The organism is Microbispora sp. H10836, assembly GCF_012999525.1.
In the GTDB taxonomy this organism is placed as follows: domain Bacteria; phylum Actinomycetota; class Actinomycetes; order Streptosporangiales; family Streptosporangiaceae; genus Microbispora.
This window is the reverse complement of sequence record NZ_JABBWU010000037.1, coordinates 16,676-37,257: the sequence shown is the minus strand read 5'-3', so window position 1 is coordinate 37,257 and position 20,582 is coordinate 16,676. Positions and strand designations below refer to the sequence as shown.

Here is a 20,582-nt window from a genome sequence, read left to right as displayed (position 1 = left end):
TAGTGGACGGCGACCGCGGCCGTCATCGACACCCAGAGCGTGAAGACCTCCACCAACCCGCCCACCACCACGCAGGGGACAGATCGTCCCCCGCAATTCCGACGTCAAGGGCTTCCACGTGCTCATAAGCCGCTGGGTCATCGAACGCACCCTTGGATGGCTGATGCTGCACCGCAGGCTCGCCCGCGACTACGACACGTTGCCCGCAAGCTCCGAAGCGATGATCCACATTGCGATGATCGACAACGTCAGCAAGCGTGTTACCGGCGAAACTACGCCTACCGATGGGCCTGGCTGACCGACGCGATCAGCCGGGTGTCGGAGGGCGACGCGGTCTTCTCGCCGAGGCTGGCCGGGTTCGTGCTCGACGCGTTCGCCTTGACCGAGGCGCCGCCCATCGATCCCGAGCTCGACTCGCTCACCCAGCGAGAGCGCGAGGTGCTGCGGCTCATCGCCCGCGGCTACGCGTACAAGGAGATCGCCAAGGAGCTGTCCATCTCGGTGAAGACCGTCGAGACGCACGTGTCGAGCGTGCTGCGCAAGCTCCAGTTGTCGAACCGCCACGAGCTCTCCCGCTGGGTCACCGCCCGACGCCTGGTCTGATCCGGCTGACTGGTTTGTACGTTACTCGTTTAATATGCCCCGATTGTGAATGCGGGCGAACCGTACGGCATGATCCGTCTGTGGAACGTTGGTGTACAACCGAGTAAGGCGGACAAACCGTGCCATCCCCCCGAGTTCTCCTCGCCATCGCCCTTTCGGCGGCGCTGACCGCCTCCTGTGGAGGTTCGGACGAGGAGCCGGTCGCTTCTTCACCGTCCAAGAAGCCGAAGAAGACCGCGGAGGCCGTCAAGGCCGCATCTGGATGCGACGAAGCGGGGGACGGCTTCGAGAGCGACGTGAAGCTGGTCCGATGCCTCACCGAGAAGTTCTGGGCGAAGCAGTTCAAGGACGCAGGTGGAACGTACCAACCCATCAAGAAGTTCATCGCGTACCGAGGGAACAAGGCGCCGTCCGCGGCGAACTGCGCAGGCGAGAAGGCCGAGCCGGAGAACGCGTTCTACTGCTCGGACGGGCACTTCATCGCGTACGACGCGGACTGGATGAAGTCGATGTACCGGCAGATCGGAGACAGCGCCGTATACTTCGTCGTTCCCCACGAGTTCGGACATTCCGTACAGGCGCAGCTGGAAACCGAGTTCAAGTACAACGTGAAGCTGGAGCTTCAGGCGGACTGCTATGCGGGCGCCACGCTCGCCGGGTTGGTCGAGTCGGAGGAGCTCGAGTTGGAGGAGGGCGACGACGACGAGCTGATCGCCAATCTGGAGGCGGTGGGCGACCCCACCGACGCCTGGTGGGAGCCGGACGCCCACGGCACACCCGAGAAGCGGATGAATGCCTGGGTCAAGGGATTCGAAAAGGGCGTCGACGCCTGCTGAGCGGCAGCATGAAGTCGGTGGTCGGAGGAGGACACGTGGGGCGTACGGATCCGGTCATGTGCTCTTTGGGGCTCCTCGCGGCCGCGAACGTGCTGAACAACCGGGTCGCCAGACGCTGGGCCCCCGCTGACGTCGGCCGTCGCGACGGGAGCGCTGCTGCTGGTCGCCCGCCATGAGGGGCTGACCTGGCCGGAGCTGGGCTTCCGCGGGACCCGGCGAGGCGCGCGCATCGGAGGGGGGCTCGCCGCCGGGGTGGCGGCCGTCTACGCGGCGGGGGTCGTGCTTCCTCGCACCCGCCCGCTCTTCCACGACGAGATGGCGCTGTCGCCGTCGCGCCGCCGCGTCCTGGAGGAGGCCCTGGTGCAGGTGCCGTTCGGGACGGTGCTGCTCGAAGAGGTGGGCTTCCGCGGCGAGCTGCCCGCGCTGCTCGAGCGCGAGCTTTCCGCCCGTACGGCGGTCGCCGCCTCGGCCTCGCTGTTCGGGCACTTTTCGTCCTAGCACCTCCCTCTCCAGGTTGGTGTAGTTTCGCCGGTTACACGCTTGCTGACGTTGTCGATCATCGCAATGTGGATCATCGCTTCGGAGCTGCGCATGCCGTACAAATCAACCAGCAGACATAGGCGACTTCAGCTCACAAGACGCACCCAAAACTCCCTCTCAGGCGGCGGACGGTCGATCGGCGGCGCCGGCCGGTTCACGCCCGCCGGCGTGCGCCTGCTCAGACGTACGGTTCACGAGGACGCGGGCGAGGACGACGGTCACGACACCGGCAAGGACGACGGACAGCAGCCCGACGCGCAGGCTGATCAGGTCGGCGACGAAGCCGACAAGGGGCGGCGACAGCAGGAATCCTCCGCGCAGCAGCCAGCTGACGACGGTCAGGCCGGTGCCGGCGGGCAGCCCGGGCAGCTCGTCGGCGGCGTGCATGGCCGCGGGCACGAGGGTGGCGAAGCCCAGCCCGGCCAGAGCGAAGCCGGCCAGCGCGGTCGCGACCGACGGCACGGCGAGGGCGGCGCCCATGCCGACGGCGGCCAGGACTCCTCCCGCTCGGGCCACGGTGCGCTGGCCGAAACGGTTCACGACGCGGTCGCCGGTGAGACGGCCGGCGGTCATGGCGGCCTGGAAGGCGACGACGGCCAGGCCCGCGGTGGCGGCGTTCGCGTGCAGGTCGCTGAGGAAGAGGGCGCCCCAGGACGCGCCCGCGTCCTCGACCAGGGCGCCGCAGGCGGCGAGCACGCCGAGCACGGCGAGCATCCACACGGCGGAACCGGCGAACGAGCGCCGGCCTCCGTGGGCGGGCGGGGCGGCCGGGTGGCCGTCGGCGGCGGCGAGGTCCTGTGCTTCGGCGGACCGCTCGGCGTCCTCCGGGCCGGGCAGCAGGAACCGGTAGGCGACGACGGCGACGACGCTGAACAGCGCCGCGGAGATGCTCAGGTGGACCGCGAGAGGGATGTGCAGGCCGGCTGCGGCCGAACCCATCAATCCGCCGACGACCGCGCCGACGCTCCACAGGCCGTGCAGCGAATTGAGGATGGACCGCCCGTACAGGCGCTGCACCCGCAGGCCGTGGGCGTTCTGCGCGACGTCGACGACCGCGTCGAGAGCGCCCACCACGAACAGCGCGCCGCCCAGCGCGATCCAGTTCGGCGCGAGGGGGATGACCAGCGTCGCGATCGTGGTCACGACGATCCCGAACGCCGCCACGCGCGCCGAACGGAACCGGCGGATCGCGGCGCCGGCCAGCAGCCCGGCCAGCAACGCGCCGATCGAGGTCCCGGCCAGCGCGGTCCCGAGGACGGCGTTGCTCACCCCGAGATCGGCCTTGATCTGCGGATATCGCGGGACGACGTTGAAGAACACGGCGCCGTTGGTGAGGAACAGCGCGGCGACGGCGGCGCGGGCCTGGCGCGCCTGACGAGTGGGGGTGGTCAGGGAGGGGGCGGCGGGCATGGACTTTCCGATCACAGTGGTGCGGTCGAGGGAACGGCGCGGGTCAGCGCAGGTAACGGTCGATGGCGTGGCGGATCTGCTCGGGCGTCATCGGGTCGGTCGACAACGCGCTGTGCAGCACGAGCCCTTCGATGAGCGCGTCCAGTTCCCGGGCCGTGGTGGGGTCGAAGTGGCGTTCCAGCGCCTGACGGCTGCGCGCCATCCACGCCTGGGTGACGGCCCTCAGTGCCGGGTTGCGCGCCGCGGCCAGGTACAGCTCCACGGCGAGGACGAGGTCGCGCTGTGCGCCGAGCAGGTCGTCCGACACCAGCGCGATGACGGCCTCGACCGCCGCCTTCCGGTCGGGGGCGGCACGCATGCGCTCGTCGAAGACGCGGGCCACGGATTCGGCGTGCCGGGTGAACGCCTCGGCGAGCACCTCGTCCAGCGACGTGAAGTGGTAGGTCATCGACCCCAGCGGCACGTCGGCGACACGGGCGATCTCCCGATGCGTCGTCCCGGCCACGCCCCGCTCGGCGATGACGGCCAGCGCGGCGTCGATCAGCCGGTCCCGCCGCCCGGGGTCGTGCCGGCGGGGCCGCCGTGGGACCGGCGGGCGCGAGGCGGCGGCGGGGCCGCTCACGCCGTGCCCGGGCCGATCGTCCGGATCACCCGGGCGGGGTTGCCCACCGCCACGACGTTCGCCGGCAGGTCCCGGGTCACCACCGCGCCGGCGCCGACGACGCTGCCCTCCCCGAGGGTGACTCCCGCCAGGACGATCGCCCCGCTGCCCAGCCACACGTTGTCGCCGATGGTGATCGGCTTGGCGGCCTCCCATTTCGCGCGGCGAAGCTCCGGATCCACCGGGTGCGTCGGGGTGAGCAGCTGGACGTTCGTACCGATCTGCACGTCGTCGCCGATCGTGATCGGCGCGACGTCGAGGGCGACGAGCCCGTAGTTGACGAACGAACGGGCGCCGACGCGGATGTGACTGCCGTAGTCCACCCGCAGCGGCGGCCGGATGTAGGTGTCCTCGCCGATCTCCCCCAGCAGCTCGGTGAGCAGCCGCCGGCGCTCCCGGGAGTCGCGGGCGGAGGTGGAGTTGAACGCCTCCATCAGGTCCATGGCCCGCAGATGGTGCGCGGCCGACTCCGGGTCGTCGGCGATGTACAGGTCACCGGCGAGCATCCGCTCACGCATCGAGCGGCCGTCCGAGTCAGGCACCATATGTACGAGTGTACACACGATATGTACGCGCGTACGTATCCCCGGAATGCCCCGAGGTCCGGCCGGCGGGCTGTGCCGCAGGTAAGGCGGGACTCATCGCACGGCTATAGGCGAGAACGAGCCGAAGACGCAACATCGACATATGTCGGATAAGCCTCGTATGACCGGCCCCACGCTGAAAGTGATCGAAGTCTTCCTCGCGGAACCGGACAGGGAGTTCTACGGGCTGGAGTTGCGCGCGGCCACCGGCCTGGCGAACGGGACGCTCTACAAGCGGCTGATGGATCTGGAAGCGTATGGGTGGCTGGAGAGCAGGTGGGAGTATCCGGACGCGGACGAGCGGGCCGGGCGGCCACCGCGCAGGTACTACCGCCTGACACGAGAGGGTGCCGTGCGGGCCCGCGAGAAGGCGGAAGGGGCCGCTCACGCTCGCGCGAGAGGCGGCCTCCGCGCCCGGCTGGGAACGCAGGGGGCGTGACCGTGGAAACGACCATCGGGCCGCTGCTCGGCCGACTCGCGGATCGCTTCGACGACGGCGACCTGAAGCTGGTCGAACGCGCGTACCGGCGCGCGGCGAAGCACCATGCGGGTCACCTCCGCCACAGCGGTGACCCGTACATCAGCCACCCCATCGAGGTCGCGACGCTGGCCGCGACGACGAAGGCCGACGCGGCGACCGTCTGCGCGGCCCTGCTCCATGACATCGTGGACACGGGGTACGACCTCGACGTTCTTCGTGCGGAGTTCGGCGCCGAGATCGCGGGACTCGTGGCCTCCGTGATGGCTCTGGATCAGGGCGGGCCGACGCCGAGCGACCAGCGGGTCATGCTGCTCAAGCTCTTCGACCGCCTGCACAACATGCGGACGATCGAGCATCTGCCACCGCGCAAGCAGCGTCTCAAGAGCCTGAACACGTTGGAATGGTTCGTCCCCGTGGCGCGGCGACTCGACTTGGAGCCCGTCGCCGTCGAGCTGGAACGCCTGGCCCACGATCGGCTGGACCCGGGCCGGGGATTCATGGCGGTACGTGCGGCGTCCATGGTCTTTCCCTCGTCCGCGCGCGACCGCTATCTACAGGAATGGTCTGTCCAGTTCGCCGAAGTGGACGGTCGCCGGGGCGTGTACATCATCGAAACGCTCTGCGGCGTGCCCGGCATGGCGGTCCTGCTCTGGCGCCCCCATGCGCGCGTCCTGATCCGAAAGATCCTCACTCCCGCCTTCGCGACCCGTGGCCGGCCCTGGCTCGCCCTCGCGCCTTTCCTCGCGTGGGTGACCTACCAGATGGGCCGCTCAAGCCTCGCCGACGCCTTCGCCTTCGTTCTGACCATCCCGCCCGCTCTGTCCGCACTGATCATCAGGATCCGGATCCACCTTGGCCTGGAGCGGGAACGCGACACCGGCAATGGCTGACCCGCCGTCAGCGAGGCTCTGCCCGGCTACCCGTTCTCCCCCGCGGTGTGCTTCGTGAACGGCAACACGAGCCGGGACGGGTGGGCGGCGTCGCGATAGATCTTGTGGGTGACGGGGCGGCCCACCGGCAGGTGGAACGCGTCCGGCGGCAGCAGCGCGTTGTGCGCGTCGGCCGGCGGTTCGTCGTTGGACAGCTCCGCCACCAGACGGTGGCCGGGGTTGATCGTCGCGGCGAAGGGGTAGAGCCGCAGGACGTACTCCTCGATCTTCCCGGGCTCCACGGGCACGGCGCGGGTGTGCGGGTGGTATGGGTCGCCCTCGGTCGTCCGCTCGTCGAGCTCGCGGTGCGACGCCTTGAGGAAGCCCGTGGTGATCAGCTGGCGGCTTCCGTCCGGGGCGACGTCCCACAGCCGCATGATGAGGTTCGTGTCCTCCTGGTCGATCTCGACGAACAGGTGCGCCGCACCGGTGCCGATGAGCTCCGTGGGCTCCTCGAACGGCGCGGTGCTCCAGCTGACGATCTCCACCTTGTCGGTCACCGTCAGCGGCGCCTGGTAGAAGCCGTCCGGGGCGGCGTGCTCCGCGCCCATCAGCTCGGGCTCCCGGGAGAGCTTGTGCCGCGGGCGCAGGTACAACGGCTTGTGCTCGATCTCCTTCGGCGGCCACCGCTCCGCGGTGACCACCTCACGCGAGCCCTCCACGAAGACGCGCACGGCCGGCTCGTCCATGATCCCGTTGTCGACGCCCTTGAGCCAGTACTCGTACCAGCGGAACATCGTGTCGTGCTCCTCGATCCAGGGGCGCGACTGCATCGGCGGGTAGGAGCCGATGTCCAGCTTCTTGGGACCCTTCAGCACGTCGAACAGCTCGATGTGGCCGTCCACGGTCCAGCCGCGTCCCTGGTCGATCTGCAGGTAGACCGGGATGTCGATGGTCTCGGCCAGCCTGACGGGGTTGCGCTCCTCGTACCACTCCCCGTCGAGGGGGTTCATCACGATGTCGAACCAGAACTCGCGGTTCTTCGGATACTTCAGCACGTGCACGAGGTTCGGCCACGCGGCCACGTCCGGGTCCCGGAGCCGCTCGTCGACGAGCTTCGCGAGCTCCTCCGGGGAGTGGAGCTCCTGCATCCGGGACCTGACGTCGGTGTGCGCGATGCCGGAGTCGCCACCGCGCCCCTCGCGGGCGGCCCGTGGCATGAACCACATGACGCCGCCGTGGTAGGTGGTCTCGTAGAAGTCGAAATGACCGCCGCTGACGAAGATCGCCTTCAGGTGGGGCGGCCGCTCGGCCGCGGCGACCACCTGCATCGACCCGAAGTAGGAGATGCCGATCATGCCGACGTTCCCGTCGCACCACGGCTGCCCGGCGACCCATTCGACGAGGTCGTACAGGTCCTGGCCCTGGGGAACGCCGCCGGCGTTGTAGTTGCCGATCATCACGCCGCCGGAGTCGCCGGTGCCGCGCACGTCGCCGATGACGTGGACGTAGTCCTCCCTGACCACGCGCGCGATGTCACCGGCCTCGATGCAGCCGTCCCACATCGGGCTGGGGCGGCGCTGCGGCGGCGTGGTGAGGGCGAGAGCCTGCAGCTCCTTGCCGTAGGCGCTCATCGCGATCAGGGCCGGCCGCGGCTTGTCCTCCGTGCCGTGGTAGGCGTCCACGGCGAGGGTGACCCCGTCGCGCATCGGCACCCGCAGGTCCTTGCGGACGGCGATCGTCTGCTCGCCCGCCCGGATCGTCTGGAAGTCAGCCATGAGTGCGAAGTTCCTTGTCCTCTGTCACGAGCTCTGGTCGAAGTGCGTGCGGTAGCCGTGCATCGACGTGAAGAACGGCGACGGCTCGAGCGTGGGATCGCCGGTGTAGCCGAGCCTCTCGGCGACGGGGGCGAACGGCGAGTACGGCGAGTCCGTCTCCCGCAGTCCGTCGCGGAGGCAGCGGCAGGCCGCCTCGCCGACACCGGCCTCGATGTCCAGGCTCTCCTGGAGCGCCTCCCGGGCCTGGCCGGCGTCGAGTTCGACGCCGTACGGCACGCCGTCCGCGCGGCGGTACGGGTGCCCGAGGTAGAGGTGCCGCGGGCGGACCTCGTCGCGCAGGTAGCGAAGGCCGGCGCGGTAGGCGGCCGGATCCGCGTAGCCGGGGAAGCCGTTGGCGGCCCCGTGGACCTGGACGGCGTCGCCGGCGAACACCGAGCGCTGTCCGTCGATCACATAGGCCACCGATCCGGGGGTATGGCCCGGGACCGGGTGGACGGAGACGGTGACGCCGCCACCGAGCGAGAGGGTCTCACCGCCCTTGAGCAGCATGGTCGGCTCCATCTCGCCGGAGATGACCGCGTCGGCCGCGGCCGCCACCTTCGCCGCGCCTTCGGGGTCGTTCAGGTAGCGCGCCCGGCCGTGGAGGTACTCGTCCACGTGCGCCCGGCGTGAGCGCAGCATCGGGGCGTCGGCCTCGTGGACGACCACCTGGGCGCGCCGGCCGGTGAGCTCCCACAGTGCGTGGGCGCCGCCGACGTGGTCGATGTGACCGTGGGTCAGCAGGATCCAGCGCACGTCCTCGATGCGGCGCCCGATGGCCTCGAGCGCGGGGGCCATTCCCTCGGCGGGCGAGGAGGCGATCCCCGTGTCGACGATGGCCGGCTCGGGGGCGTCGATGAAGAAGGTGTACAGACCGAACCGGCCCCACGGCGAGACCAGGGGATGAACGTCCACGTGCGTCATGACTCGCCCTTCAGGAAGGCCCCCGTCTCCTCGAAGACCCGGTGGTAGTCCGGGATCCAGGAGAAGTGCTGCACGAACCCGTGGCCGGCGCCCGGGTAGCGGCTCACGGTGGCGTCGACTCCGGCCTCCTCCAGGCGCCGGCCGTAGAGTTCGCCCTCGTCGCGCATCGGGTCGTGCTCCGCGGTCACGATCAGCGCGGGCGGCAGCCCGGTGAGGTCGGCCCGCTTGATCGGCGAGACCAGCGGATCGGCCGGGTCGGCGCCGCTGCCGAGGTAGAACGCGTTGAACGGCTTGAGCCCCGCCGTCTCCAGGCCGTAGCCGACGGCGTTCTCGCGCAGCGAGGCGTAGCGGTCGACGTCGAAGTCGAGATCGAGCGAGGGATAGAAGAGGACCTGGTGCGTGATCCGGTCGAAGCCCTCGTCGTGGGCCATCGCGGTGACGGCCGCGACGAAGGTGCCGCCCGAGCTGTCGCCGGCGACGGCGAGCGTCGTACCGTCCCAGCCCAGGCTCTCGCCGTTCTCGGCGGCCCATCGCACCACCGCGTGGCAGTCCTCGAGCCCGGCCGGGAACGCGTGCTCGGGCGCCCGCCGGTAGCCGACGGAGACGACCCTGAGCCCGGTCTCCTTCGCCAGCGACCGCGCGACGTGGTCGTGGGTGTCCAGGCTGCCGAGGAAGAACGCGCCGCCGTGGAAGTAGACCAGCAGGCCGTACGCGTCGGCCTCGACCGGCGTGTAGATCCGTACGGGGACCTCGCCCGCCGGAGTCCGCGCCGTGGTGTCCTCCACGGAGTGGAGCGGCAGGCGCTCCTCCAGGGGCGGAACCTGCGCCTCCTCGGCGGCGCGCATGGCGACCGGGTCGAGCGGACCGGGAGGCGGCGCCGGCAGCGTGGCGAGGACCCGGGCGATGTCGGGGTGCAGCGGCATGGGTCAGGCCTCCTGCGGCTGGGACGCCGGCTGCTGGGCAGTGGGCTTCTGGACCGTGGGCTGCTGAGATGCGGGCTGCTGAGATGCGGGCTTCTGGACCGTGGGCTGCTGAGATGCGGGCTGCTGAGATGCGGGCTTCTGGCCGGGGAAGACGTCGTTGATCTCGTCCTCGGTCCAGCCCTGGCGCGAGATCCGCTGCAGCTCGTCGGTGACCGGCTTGCGGATGGCCTGGTAGCGCGCCAGCGCCTCCCTGACGGAGCCGGCCTCCTTGAGGGCGTCGGCGAGGGCGCCGGCGTCCAGGATCGCCGAGTTCGCGCCCTGGCCCTGATGGTGCAGCATCGAGTGGGCCGCGTCGCCCACGAGTACGACGGAGTCCGAGTGCCACGTGCCGACCGGGTCGATGTCGTAGACCGCGCGGCAGTTGACGGTGGCCATGTCGAGGCCGCGGGTGATGTTCACGATCCGCTCGTCGAAACCCTCGACGGTCTTCAGCAGGTCGTCCTTGGTGACGCCTGGCGTCCAGGTGTTGTCCGGGCACAGGGCGGTGATGTCGAACGAGACCTGGCCGCGGTGGCGCAGCGGCAGGAAGTAGACCTTCGTGCCCTGGCCGATGTACATGCGGAGGTTGTCGTCGACGGCCATCCCGTGGGCGTCGTCGACGGAGATCACGGCGCGGTACGCGTGCTCGCCGGAGAACACCGGCTGGTTGTCGCCGAACAGCTGCGCGCGCACGACCGACTTGATGCCGTCGGCGCCGACCACCAGGTCGGCGGTGACCGACTCGCCGTTGGCGAAGACCAGCGTCGCCTTGTCGCCCTCGTCCTCGACGCTCTCCAGCTTGTGGCCGAGGTGCACCATGCCCTTGGGCAGCACGCCCAGGAGAGCCTCGATGAAGTCCCCGCGGTGGATCAGGTGGGTCTTCTCGCCGAAGGTGTCGATCTCCGGCCACGCCTCCTTCGCGATGGGGTCGCCGGTGGCGGTCAGGATCTCGAAGTAGTCGCTCGGCGAGCTCACCCTCGCGATCGCGTCGAAGATGCCCCACTGGCGGAACCGGTCCATGGTGGACGGCCGCAGGCCGATGCCGGCGCCGACCTCGCGGATCTGGCTCGCCTGCTCGTAGACGTCGACGGTGGCGCCGAGGAGGCTCAGGGCCTTGGCCGCGGCGGCGCCGCCGTACCCCGCGCCGACGACGGCGATGTTCAGGTTCTTCAGGTCTGAGGGCTGCATGGTCGTGGTCCTTGTCACTTCTGGATCGTCAGGAAGTCGGCGGGGTTGTCGACGAAGATGGTCGTGATCGCGGCCTCGTCGAGCCCGGCGGCGCGCAGATCCGGAATGAGGTCCTCGAAGATGTAGTTGACGGTGTGGCCCTTCACGCCCGGCCAGCCCAGCGGGCTGCAGTTGGCGTCGGCCGAGGCGAGCACCTTGCCCAGGTGCCCCTGGCCGATGAACCGGAGGAAGTGGTCCAGCCGCTCCTTGCGCGGACGGGACCAGAAAGGCGGGTCCTCGAGCTCGGTCTCGTAGCCGAAGGTGTCGAACCCGATGCGGCCGCCCTGCTCGGCGATCCAGGTGTCGCGTGTCTTGTCGGCGTTCACCCCGTCGTCGACGTGCCCGAAGAGGACGCGGTCGAGCGGGAGGCCTTCGGCGTCGAAGATGGCGATGGCGTTCTCGGCGTCGATCGCGAGGTGGGTCAGGACGGGCACGCCGGTGGCCAGGGCGGCGCGGGCGGCGGCGCGGTAGATGCGCTTGTCCAGGTCCGTCATGCGGCCGCCGCGGCTCACGCCGACCTTGATCACGCCGGCGCGGCCGCCCGTGCCACCGATGCCGACGGTGATCTCGTGGACGAAGTGCTCGGTCAGATACTCCACGCTCGCCCGGGCGAAGAACGGCAGCGCGGTGTCGCCGCCGACGAAGCCGGTGCTCGCCACGATGTGCACGCCGGTCTTCGCGGACAGGGACCTGTAGTAGTCGACGTCCCGGCCGTTGCAGATGCCGGTCGCGTCGACGAACGTGCCGCCGCCGTACTCATGGAACCGGCGCAGCTTCGGGACGGTCTCCTCGTACCGCTGCTCGGGGGTCTTCCACCACTTGGTGTCCAGCTCGGAGCCCGGCATGCCGTACCCGATGTGCTCGTGGACGGCCACGAGACCCAGCTCTTCGGCCGGGATCGGCCCCAGGACGGTGTTCACTCTCGACACAACAACTCACCTTTTGAAGCTCAGTGGTCTTGGGCTCGCGCGCGCTCAGCGCACCGACAGCAGGTCGCGCGGGTTGTCCACGAGGATCCGCCGGACGTCCCCGTCGCCGAGGCCCTGCTTCGCGAGAAGGGGGACGAACGTGGTCAGGACGGCGCTGTAGGCCACGTCGTTCGCCGGGTGGCCCTTGGCGACGCCGGTCGCGTTGCTCGAGAGCAGGATCCGGTCGCCGTGACCGGCCTCGACCAGCTCGATGACCAGGACGGCGCGCTCGGCGTCGGTGACGTGGGTGTCGTCCTCGGTGTCGCCGGTGCCCTCGGCGCCCACGTGGTCGAGGGCGACGTAGGCGCCGCGGGCCGCGACCTCGAACGGCGCGCCCGCCGCGACGGCGTCCCTGCGGTCGAGCCCGCCGACGACGACGCGGCCGGCCGGCAGCTTCTCGTCCAGGACGACCTCGAGGTCGCGCACGGCGTCGTTCCCGAAGCGGATGGACACCGGGACACCGGTGGCCAGGGCGGCCCGGGCCGCGCCGCGGAACAGGCTCTCGTCGGTCGCGGTCATGCCCGCGAGGGTCGCGGCCGTGGCCACGAGGCCCGCGGCGCCCCGGCGCTCGACGCGCGGGACCACCATGCCCTCGGTGACCTCCTTGGCGAAGAGGTCGGCGAACTTCTCGGCCGGCCAGGGGGTCGGCGGGTTGGTCTGCGGCGTCAGGAAGTAGCCGCCGAGCATCTCCTCGGGGCCCTGGCCCGTCGACGCGACGATGTGCACGCCGGTCGTGCGCGAGAGGGTCTCGTAGAGCCGCACATCGCGTCCGTGGAACATGCCGGTGCTGTCGACGATCGTGCCGCCGCCGTGCCGGCGGAAGTCCTTCAGCTTCCCGGCCAGAATCTCGAAGATCTCGGCCCGGTCGAGGGTGACGTCGAACGCGTACTGCGCTCCGGGGAACACCGACAGCAGGGCCTCGTGAACCGCGACGACTCCCAGCTCCTGCGCGGGAACGGGGCCGAGGACGGTGTTGACGGTGTTGCCGGTGGAGTTCCCGGCAGTCTGGGCGCCCGTCACTGGCACTCCTTTCGGTCTCGGCGAGTGACCGCGGTCACGCCGCATCTGGAATGGTGTCAGTTAGCTTTACAGCACGTCAAGCATGTTATCTGCAAGTAAATTAGATTTTCCTGGAGTACGGTACAGGTCGAGACCCCGCCCGAAGCGGGGACCTCGGCTCGGCCCGGCGGCTCCCGGGTCACCCGGCGGGGACGGGCTCCTCATCGGTCAGAGGCTCCTCGACGCCGGCGCGCTGCGTGCCGAAGAGCCCGAAGAGCGTCAGAGCCGCGGCGGCGGCGGCACAGAGGCCGGCGACCAGGAACGCGAGGCTGTAGGCGCCGCCCAGCGACCCGGCCGCGAGCGCGCGGAGGTTCTCCGGCATCGGCACCGGCGGCATGCCCGGACCGGCGCCGGGCACGACCGGCATCGAGTTGATCGCCATGGCGCCGCCGCCGTGCGCGATCCCCCCGGCGATGTCGGTGTACGGCGGCGTGAGCCCGGACCCGCCGATCGCCCTGCCGAGACCGGCGGTCAGGTCGCCGTTCGCCCGGCTGACCGCGAACGCGGCGATGAGCACCGGGCCGAGAGCGAAGCCGAAGTCGCGGAGCAGGTTGGTGGTGGCGCTGGCCATGCCGGCGAGCCGCAGCGGAACGGTGTTGATCGCGACGGCCGTGATCGAGCCGACGGTGAGCGCGAAGCCGACGCCGAGGGCCAGCATCGGGCCGATGAACCGCGTCCAGTCCATGTCGTGGACGTCGAACGTCGAGCACCAGACGCCGCTGACGGCGATGAGGGCGAAACCGGCGGTGAGCACCCAGCGAGGCGAGAAGTTCCGGATCAGGTGGGAGACGGCCGGCACCAGCACGAAGGCAGGACCCTGGATGAACAGGAACAGCACGCCGACCCGCAGAGCGCTCTGGTGCTGGACGGCGCCGAGCCAGATGCTCATCGAGTAGCACGTCGCGAGGAACGCGAACATGCCGACCACCGTCGCGATCGCGACGACCGCGTACGAACGGTTGGCGAAGACGGCCAGGTGCAGCAGCGGGACGCGGGTCCGCAGCTCGATGGCGATGAAGGCGCCGAGGAGCACGAGGCCCGCGACGAAGGCACCGATGATCTCGGGACGGGCGAAGCCTGCTTCGGAGCCCTGCGTGGCGGCGAAGAGGATGGCGATCAGGCCGAGGGCCAGTGCGACCTGACCCGGGATGTCCAGCTTGCGCCCCTCCGGGGCCGAGGAGTCGGCGGCGAACTGCGTGATGACGATCGAGACGACCGCCGCCGCGATGACCACGAGGTACGACGTCCGCCAGTCACCCTCCGCGGCCAGCCATCCGCCCAGCAGCGGGGAGATCGCCGCACCGATCGAGAGGAAGCCGGCCCAGACGGCGATGGCCTTGGAGCGGGCCTCCTGCGACGGGCTGACCGCGGCCATCATGGCGAGCGAGATCGGATAGAGGATCGCGGCTCCGAGACCCGCGACGACCTGCCCGATCCACAGGATCTGGACGGTTCCGGCGAGGGCGCTGACGAGCGAGCCGGCCACGGTCAGCAGAGCACCGGCCTGCAGCAGCCGCTTGCGGCCGAACAGGTCACCGATCACGCCGGTGGTCAGCTCGAAGACGACCATGGGGATGGCGAAGGCGGCCGTGACCCAGGTCAGTTCGGCGCCGGTGGTCTGGAACTCCTGCTGGAAGGTGCCATTGAGCGCACCGGGCAGCGAGTACGCCACCTGCGCGAGGAGTACGGCGAAGCAGCCGGCGACCACCGTTGCGGTGTAGCCCTGCTTGCGCGCAGCGGTCTGCGTCATTGCGGAGTGCTTCCTTGTCCACGGGCCGGGCGATGGGTTCCGGCCCCCGGGATCGGCCACCCGATGTGGGCTCGATTTCCCGTTGGCTGTGCAAGGTGGCACATCACTTGACGCGACGTCAACCAATTGAGCAGTATGTATTCACAACAGTCAGCGAGAGCGGAACGCGGCCGGGGTGCCCTATGCTGACGGGCATGGCGAGGCTTCGTGCGGCACAGAAGGAGATGACGCGGAAGCTCCTGTTGGATGCCGGTCTGGACCTGTTCGTGTCGAAGGGCTACGCGACGGCGACGGTCGACGACATCGCGTCGGCGGCGGGGACGACGCGGGTGACCTTCTACGCGCACTTCCCCTCGAAGGTCGAGCTGATGAAGGCTCTCATCTCGGAGCGGCTCAACGCCGCGCTCGACCGGGTCCCCTCCGCCGAGCACGGGTCGACCGAGCGTGAGCTGGTCGCGGTGGTCGAGGACGGCTCGCGGGAGCGGATCCGCGCGTGGCTCGCCTCGACCTCACAGCGTTGGGATGAGATCCGCCCCTACACCACGACCGCCTTCGAGGCCGCGGCCGTGGACCCCGCGATCCGCGCGCTCCTCGACGAGTGGCTGAACGAGGCCATCGGCGACATCAAGGAGGGGCTCGACCGTGCCGGCCGGTTCCCGGCCGGCACCCGCCACTTCCGCAGCGTCATCGCCATCACCGAGCTCGACTACGTCGCGCGCCATTGGACGCCGGGGACCTGGGGCGTCGGGCACGACGAGATGCTGGACGTCCTCACCGAGAGCTGGGTCGGCTCGATCGGGCGCCACTGAGCAGACCGAAGCCGATCAGGCGGGAGCCTGATCAGGCCGGAGACGCCGACAGAGTCGCGTCGGCAGGGTCACCCTCAACGGAGTCGAGTGGAATCGGCGTGAACATCGGCGGCTCCTCCTCCGGCGTCAGCGCCGTGGGGCCGTAGATCCAGTCGGTGAAGGAGTAGTCGTAGGTGTCGCGGGCCCGCAGCAGCGTGTTGCGCTGGAGGCGGGGCACGCCGTCCAGGTGCCACAGCTCGCCCCAGGCGCGGGCCGTGGTCAGCACGCGCCGGCAGTGCTCGGGGCGCACGGCCTCGTAGGCCGCCAGGGCACCCTGCCAGTCGATCCTGCCGTCCCCGGCGCGGCGGGCGGCGACGTGCCTGGCGAGCACCCAGCCGTCCTCTATGGCCATGATCGCGCCCTGCGCCATGTACTGCAGCGGCGGGTGGGCGGCGTCGCCGAGCAGCGCGATGTTGCCGTCGACCCAGGTCATGATGGGATCGCGGTCGAACATCCGCCACCAGCGGTCACGCCACATCAGCGGGATGCCGGCCCGCACCTCCGGGCAGGTCGCGGCGAAGGCGGCGTCCAGCTCGTCGGGCGTGCCCCAGTCCTCCTCTCCCGCGCGGGCCTTGGGGGACTCGAAGACCGCGACCTGGTTGAGCATCTCGCCGCCGCGCAGCCCGTACTGCACGAAGTGGCAGCCCGGGCCGACGTGGACCGAGACCTCGCTGAGGTCGACGTCCCGGCCGGCCTGCTCGATGGGCACCGCGGCGCGGTAGGCGACGTAGGAGGAGCTGACCGGCTCGTCCTCGACCAGGAGCCGGCGCGCGACCGAGTGCAGGCCGTCGGCGGCGATGACGATACGGGCCTCGTCCGTGCGGCCGTCCGCCAGCAGCACCCGGGCGCCGGACGCGGTGTTCTCGTAGCCGCTGACGCGGGCGTCGGTGACCAGGCCGACTCCCGCGCTCCGGCAGGCGCGCAGGAAGATGCCGTGCAGGTCGCTGCGGTGGATGACCATGTACGGGAAGCCGTAGGTGCGTTGCAGGTCGACCAGGTCCAGCCGGGTCAGCTCGCGACCGTCGACGGCGTCGCGCATCACCATGCTCTTCGGCACCACGCCGAGGCTCTTGGCCTCCTCCAGCAGGCCGTAGTCGTGCAGGATCCGGGTGCAGTTGGGCGCGATCTGCAGGCCGGCGCCGACCTCGCCGAACTCGCGCGCCTGCTCCAGCACACGCACCCGCAGGCCCTCGCGGGCCAGGGCGAAGGCCGCGCTCAGGCCGCCGATGCCGCCTCCGACGACCAGGACGTCGACGGGGCCGGCGGAGGTGGTGGATGTCGTCACGCTGCTCTCCTCGATGGCCGGGACGCTCACAGCCACGCCGGCAGGGCCGGCGCGAGGGAGCCGTCGGGGGTGGTCAGGGTGTGCGGGCGTCCGGCGAGGTACGCCACGACCTCGGCGAGCGGGCCGCCGGCGGCGACGGGCTCGCCCTCGCCGGGCAGCTCCCAGCGGTCGCCGGTGTCGGTGGCGGCCAGGACGACCGCGGGACCCGCGGCGCCGCCGCGCTTGGCGGCGATGTCGTCGGCCAGGGCGGTCAGGAATCCGGCCGGCAGGTCGGTGAAGGCGACGCCGGAGGCCAGGTCGACGGCGTGGACGCAGACCTCGCGGGAGCGCAGCCAGGGGATCTCGGTCGCGGGGACGGTACGGCCCTGGGCGGTGACGACCTCGGCGTTCCACCGGTCGTCGTCCAGCCCGGCGATGCCCGCGGCGAGCCGCCCGGCGGACGTGTCCAGCCAGGCGGCCAGCTCGGCGGCCGGCTTGCGGGAGCCGGCCTCGATGTCGGCGTCGCGCTGCCGGGGCGAGGAGTACATCGGGGTCTTCTCGCCGGTGGCGGCCCAGCGCACCAGGTTGCTCAGTGCGTCGGCGTTCGCCGCCACGTGGGCCACCAGGTGCTTGCGGGTCCAGCCGGGGAGCCCGGAAGGGGCGAGGTACTCCTCCTCGCCCCACCCGGCGACGGTGGCGAGGAACAGCTCGGTGCCCGTCTCGCTCCAGCCGAGGGTGTCGCCGAAGGTGCGGCGCATCAGGCCGCCCCGTCCTTGGCCACGGTGTTGTCGAGCCGGCCGATGCCCTGGATCTCCGCGACGACGCGCTCGCCGCCGGTCAGGTAGCGCTTGGGGTCGCGGGCGTGGCCGACGCCGCCGGGGGTGCCGGTGGCGATGACGTCGCCGGGGTTGAGGCGCACGACGGTCGAGACGTACTCGACCAGCGCGACCGGGTCGAAGAGCAGGTCGCCGGTGGTGTCGCGCTGCATGACCTCGCCGTCGACGCTGAGGCTGACCTCCAGCTCGGGGCGTACGCCGCCGGGCAGTTCGTCGGGGGTGACGAGGTAGGGGCCGACGGGGGTGGAGGAGTCCCACATCTTGCCCTGCAGCCACTCGCGCGTGCGGAACTGCCAGTCGCGGCAGGTGATGTCGTTGAGGACGGTGAAGCCGGCGATCGCGGCCTCGGCCTCGGTGTCCTTGACCCGGCGGACCGGCTTCCCGATCACGACGGCGAGTTCCACCTCCCAGTCGAACTCCGCGGTCTCCTCGGGACGGGCGATGTCGTCGCCGGCGCCGATCAGGCAGTCGGCGAACTTGGCGAACAGGGTGGGGTACCGCGGCAGGTCGCGGCCCATCTCCCGGATGTGGTTCCGGTAGTTCAGGCCCACGCAGACGACCTTCGAGGGCCGCGGGACCACCGGGGCGAAGTCCGCGCCGTCGACCGGGTACGTCGTGGCGGTGCCGGCGTCGACGGCGGCGGCCGCGGCGGCCCAGTCATCCCGGGAGAGGAGTTCGCCGAGATCGGCGGCGCCGAGGTCGACCAGCCGGTCGCCGTCGAGCCGTACGGCGCGGGTCGAGCCGTCGACGCGGAGGGTGGCGAGCTTCATCGGGTGGTCCCTTCGATATGAGTGCGGTTGAGCTGCAGGGCCTCGAAAACCGGGGAGTCGCTGAACCGGAACAGATCCAGCGCGCCGGAGTCGGAGTCGGTGGAGCCCGCCTCGGACCGGGCCGAGAAGGGCTGCCAGGACGGGACGGCGAACAGGTCGCCGCGGGTGACCGTCCAGGTCCTGTCGCCGACGGTCACGGTTCCCGAGCCGTCGAAGACCTGGTAGACGGACGAGCCGGTCTCGCGGACCGGGGCGGTCTCGGCGCCGCGCGCGATGCGGTGCATCTCGGCGCGGAGCGTGGGGAGCACGTCGGCGCCCGTGGCGGGGTTGATGTAGCGGACCGCGGCGTGGCCGGGCTCGACCGTGCCGCCGAAGCCCTCGGCCTCCAGGGCGAGCTGGTCGGCCAGGGCGCGGTCGGTGAACTCCCACTTGTAGGACAGCAGCGGGGTACCCGGGGTGAGCTCTCCGGCCGGCAGCGGACGCAGGCCGGGGTGTCCCCACAGCCGCTCGGAGCGCGACCGCTCGGGGGTGATCCGCTCGGCGTCGCTGATCTCGTCGCGGCCGAACTCGAAGAACTGCGTCTCGGTGACGTACTGGAAGGGGATGTCCAGGCCGTCGATCCAGGCCATCGGCTCGCTCGTCGCGTTGTGGTGGGCGTGCCAGTTCCAGCCGGCCTGCGGGAGGAAGTCACCGCGGCGCATCGGGACCGCGTCGCCGCCGACGACCGTCCACACGCCCTCGCCCTCGACGACGAAGCGGAAGGCGTGCTGCGTGTGGCGATGCTCCGGAGCGTCCTCCCCGGGCATCAGGTACTGGATCGCGGCCCACAGCGTGGGCGTCGCGAAGGGCCGTCCGCCCAGTGCGGGATTGGCCAGCGCGATCGCCCGCCGCTCTCCCCCGCGGCCGACCGGGACCAGGTCGCCGGCCTGCGCGGCGAGCCGCCGCAGGTTCTCCCACCGCCACAGGTGCGGCACCGCGCGCGATCGGGGACGCGCCGGCATCAGGTCGCCGATCTCGGTCCACAGCGGCACGAGCAGCTCCTGCTCGAAACCGCGGTAGAGGTCTTCGAGCGCGGGGGTGACGTCGGGCTGGTCCGGCGCGTCGATCGCACGGAGCCGCACCGGGGACTCTGGCGTGGTCGCAGCAGTGCTCATACGGCTAATGTTGCTGCTGTAACGCGATGAAGAACGCCGAATTCTGCTTTGCAGAATCGAGGGTCCCGTGAGCAAGCCGCTGAAGAATCCGCCGACCTACCTGATCAATAGTGTGGACCACGCCCTGCGGATCGCCGCGATGCTTCAGCTGGAGGGCGAGCTGACCGTCTCGGAGGTCGCCGATCGGCTGGGCGTGGCCCGCTCCACAGCGCACCGGCTGCTCGCGATGATGGTCTACCGGGACTTCGCGGTCCAGGACGAGCGGCGCCTCTACCGGGCCGGTCCGGTCCTGGAGCTCGCGGCCCACTCGCCCTCGGCCGCCTCCCGCCTGCGGGCGGCGGCCCTGCCACACCTGCACCGGCTGGTCGGCATGCTCGACGAGTCCGCCAACCTGGCGGTCCGCACCGGGGACACGGTCCGGTTCATCGCCAGCGTCGAGTGCTTCCAGAGCCTGCGGGTGGGCTCCCGCGAGGGCATGGTGTTCCCGGCCCACCACACCACGACGGGGCTGCTGCTGCTGGCGGAGCTGACCGACGAGGAACTCGAGGCGGTCTACCCGGCCGAGCGGCACGCCGACCGGCCCACCGACCGGCTCACCACGCGGCCCGACCTGGACCGGCTGCGTGCCGAGCTGGCCCAGGTGCGGCGTAAGGGCTTCGCGCTCAACCAGGGCCGCTCGGAGCGCGGCGTGGTGGCACTCGGCGTGCCGGTCAGGGACCCGGACGGAACCGCCCTCGCCGGTCTGTCGGTGTCGATGCCGAGCGGACGCTACGACAAGCGTCGGCTGCCGTCACTGGTCGACATTCTTTCCCGTGTCGCGAGCGCCGTGGAGGCCGATCTGGGCCGCGCCGTCTGAACAGACACCAGACCTCTGCGCCTGCCGCGCCCCCTCGCGTGATGTAACTCCAGGCGGGTGTAAGCCCCGGACATGCGGCGAGCCATCGTGTGACGATCAGCGAGTTCCCCACCAAAGGTACTCGCGGAGGACACACCACACGATGCCTCTGGACGAGCCTGCT

20 protein-coding genes and 3 pseudogenes are annotated in these 20,582 nt (G+C 70.7%); 8 read left to right on the top strand and 15 right to left on the bottom strand.

Annotation, left to right across the window (positions count from 1 at the left end; translation table 11 throughout):
* Positions 1-79 precede the first annotated feature (79 nt).
* The 4 genes and pseudogenes from HHX30_RS39000 to HHX30_RS38985 all read left to right on the top strand — a co-directional run.
* Positions 80-298 (top strand): annotated as a pseudogene (locus tag HHX30_RS39000) (transposase); the annotation flags it as partial.
* Positions 295-603 (top strand): annotated as a pseudogene (locus HHX30_RS38995) (response regulator transcription factor); the annotation flags it as partial. The pseudogenes HHX30_RS39000 and HHX30_RS38995, both read left to right, overlap by 4 nt.
* Before the next feature lie 119 nt (positions 604-722).
* Entirely contained in the window at positions 723-1,439 is a 717-nt protein-coding gene (locus HHX30_RS38990) for a neutral zinc metallopeptidase (RefSeq protein WP_169988969.1), read from the top strand.
* Between the two features lie 252 nt (positions 1,440-1,691).
* Entirely contained in the window at positions 1,692-1,937 is a 246-nt protein-coding gene (locus tag HHX30_RS38985; RefSeq protein WP_169988968.1) for a CPBP family intramembrane metalloprotease, read from the top strand.
* Here the strand turns inward: HHX30_RS38985 and HHX30_RS38980 are convergent.
* The 4 genes and pseudogenes from HHX30_RS38980 to HHX30_RS38965 all read right to left on the bottom strand — a co-directional run.
* A pseudogene (locus tag HHX30_RS38980) lies at positions 1,934-2,026 on the bottom strand (IS5/IS1182 family transposase); the annotation flags it as partial. The gene HHX30_RS38985 and the pseudogene HHX30_RS38980 sit on opposite strands and share 4 nt — an antisense overlap.
* Before the next feature lie 70 nt (positions 2,027-2,096).
* Entirely contained in the window at positions 2,097-3,404 is a 1,308-nt protein-coding gene (locus HHX30_RS38975; protein WP_311923035.1) for an MFS transporter, read from the bottom strand.
* A 28-nt stretch (positions 3,405-3,432) separates the two neighbouring features.
* Positions 3,433-4,011, bottom strand: coding sequence for a TetR family transcriptional regulator (locus tag HHX30_RS38970; RefSeq protein ID WP_169988967.1), 579 nt, complete (start codon positions 4,009-4,011; stop codon positions 3,433-3,435).
* Positions 4,008-4,595: a sugar O-acetyltransferase gene (locus tag HHX30_RS38965; RefSeq protein ID WP_249350947.1), complete on the bottom strand. Its 588-nt coding sequence runs from the start codon at positions 4,593-4,595 to the stop codon at positions 4,008-4,010. Before HHX30_RS38965 ends, HHX30_RS38970 begins: the two co-directional genes overlap by 4 nt.
* A gap of 160 nt (positions 4,596-4,755) precedes the next feature.
* Here HHX30_RS38965 and HHX30_RS38960 point away from each other — a divergent pair, with 160 nt between their 5' ends.
* Entirely contained in the window at positions 4,756-5,073 is a 318-nt protein-coding gene (locus HHX30_RS38960; protein ID WP_211593391.1) for a PadR family transcriptional regulator, read from the top strand.
* A 2-nt stretch (positions 5,074-5,075) separates the two neighbouring features.
* Positions 5,076-6,005, top strand: a complete 930-nt coding sequence (locus HHX30_RS38955) for an HD domain-containing protein (protein WP_169988965.1) — start codon at positions 5,076-5,078, stop codon at positions 6,003-6,005.
* Between the two features lie 26 nt (positions 6,006-6,031).
* On the opposite strand, the gene HHX30_RS38950 is transcribed toward HHX30_RS38955, so the two are convergent.
* The 7 genes from HHX30_RS38950 to HHX30_RS38920 form a co-directional block, all read right to left on the bottom strand.
* Complete coding sequence (locus HHX30_RS38950; protein ID WP_169988964.1) at positions 6,032-7,762, bottom strand: CocE/NonD family hydrolase; 1,731 nt, start codon at positions 7,760-7,762, stop codon at positions 6,032-6,034.
* A 24-nt stretch (positions 7,763-7,786) separates the two neighbouring features.
* Positions 7,787-8,725, bottom strand: a complete 939-nt coding sequence (locus HHX30_RS38945; protein WP_169988963.1) for an MBL fold metallo-hydrolase — start codon at positions 8,723-8,725, stop codon at positions 7,787-7,789.
* Positions 8,722-9,648 carry an alpha/beta hydrolase gene (locus HHX30_RS38940; protein ID WP_169988962.1) on the bottom strand — a complete coding sequence of 309 codons (927 nt, stop codon included), beginning with the start codon at positions 9,646-9,648 and terminating at the stop codon, positions 8,722-8,724. Before HHX30_RS38940 ends, HHX30_RS38945 begins: the two co-directional genes overlap by 4 nt.
* 3 nt (positions 9,649-9,651) lie before the next feature.
* Positions 9,652-10,875, bottom strand: coding sequence for an FAD-dependent monooxygenase (locus HHX30_RS38935; protein WP_169988961.1), 1,224 nt, complete (start codon positions 10,873-10,875; stop codon positions 9,652-9,654).
* A gap of 14 nt (positions 10,876-10,889) precedes the next feature.
* A complete protein-coding gene (locus HHX30_RS38930; RefSeq protein WP_169988960.1) occupies positions 10,890-11,843 on the bottom strand; it encodes a phosphotriesterase in 954 nt (317 codons plus the stop codon).
* A gap of 45 nt (positions 11,844-11,888) precedes the next feature.
* Complete coding sequence (locus HHX30_RS38925) at positions 11,889-12,902, bottom strand: phosphotriesterase (protein WP_311923034.1); 1,014 nt, start codon at positions 12,900-12,902, stop codon at positions 11,889-11,891.
* Between the two features lie 178 nt (positions 12,903-13,080).
* Positions 13,081-14,691, bottom strand: a complete 1,611-nt coding sequence (locus HHX30_RS38920; RefSeq protein WP_169988958.1) for an MFS transporter — start codon at positions 14,689-14,691, stop codon at positions 13,081-13,083.
* A 194-nt stretch (positions 14,692-14,885) separates the two neighbouring features.
* Between HHX30_RS38920 and HHX30_RS38915 the strand changes: the two genes are divergently transcribed.
* Positions 14,886-15,500: a TetR/AcrR family transcriptional regulator gene (locus HHX30_RS38915; protein WP_169988957.1), complete on the top strand. Its 615-nt coding sequence runs from the start codon at positions 14,886-14,888 to the stop codon at positions 15,498-15,500.
* A gap of 31 nt (positions 15,501-15,531) precedes the next feature.
* Here HHX30_RS38915 and HHX30_RS38910 read toward each other — a convergent pair whose 3' ends face one another.
* From HHX30_RS38910 to HHX30_RS38895, 4 genes are read right to left on the bottom strand one after another with little or no spacing between them, the layout of a single operon-like run.
* On the bottom strand, positions 15,532-16,824 hold the full coding sequence (locus tag HHX30_RS38910) for an FAD-dependent oxidoreductase (RefSeq protein ID WP_169988956.1): 1,293 nt from the start codon (positions 16,822-16,824) through the stop codon (positions 15,532-15,534).
* 26 nt (positions 16,825-16,850) lie between these two features.
* Positions 16,851-17,561 (bottom strand): maleylpyruvate isomerase family mycothiol-dependent enzyme, encoded by a 711-nt coding sequence (locus HHX30_RS38905; protein WP_169988955.1) that lies wholly within the window; start codon positions 17,559-17,561, stop codon positions 16,851-16,853.
* Positions 17,561-18,409: a fumarylacetoacetate hydrolase family protein gene (locus tag HHX30_RS38900; protein ID WP_169988954.1), complete on the bottom strand. Its 849-nt coding sequence runs from the start codon at positions 18,407-18,409 to the stop codon at positions 17,561-17,563. The genes HHX30_RS38905 and HHX30_RS38900 overlap by 1 nt, the downstream gene beginning before the upstream one ends.
* Positions 18,406-19,563: a cupin domain-containing protein gene (locus HHX30_RS38895; protein ID WP_169988953.1), complete on the bottom strand. Its 1,158-nt coding sequence runs from the start codon at positions 19,561-19,563 to the stop codon at positions 18,406-18,408. Before HHX30_RS38895 ends, HHX30_RS38900 begins: the two co-directional genes overlap by 4 nt.
* Positions 19,564-19,630: 67 nt before the next feature.
* Here HHX30_RS38895 and HHX30_RS38890 point away from each other — a divergent pair, with 67 nt between their 5' ends.
* Complete coding sequence (locus HHX30_RS38890; RefSeq protein ID WP_169988952.1) at positions 19,631-20,419, top strand: IclR family transcriptional regulator; 789 nt, start codon at positions 19,631-19,633, stop codon at positions 20,417-20,419.
* Positions 20,420-20,582: the final 163 nt, after the last annotated feature.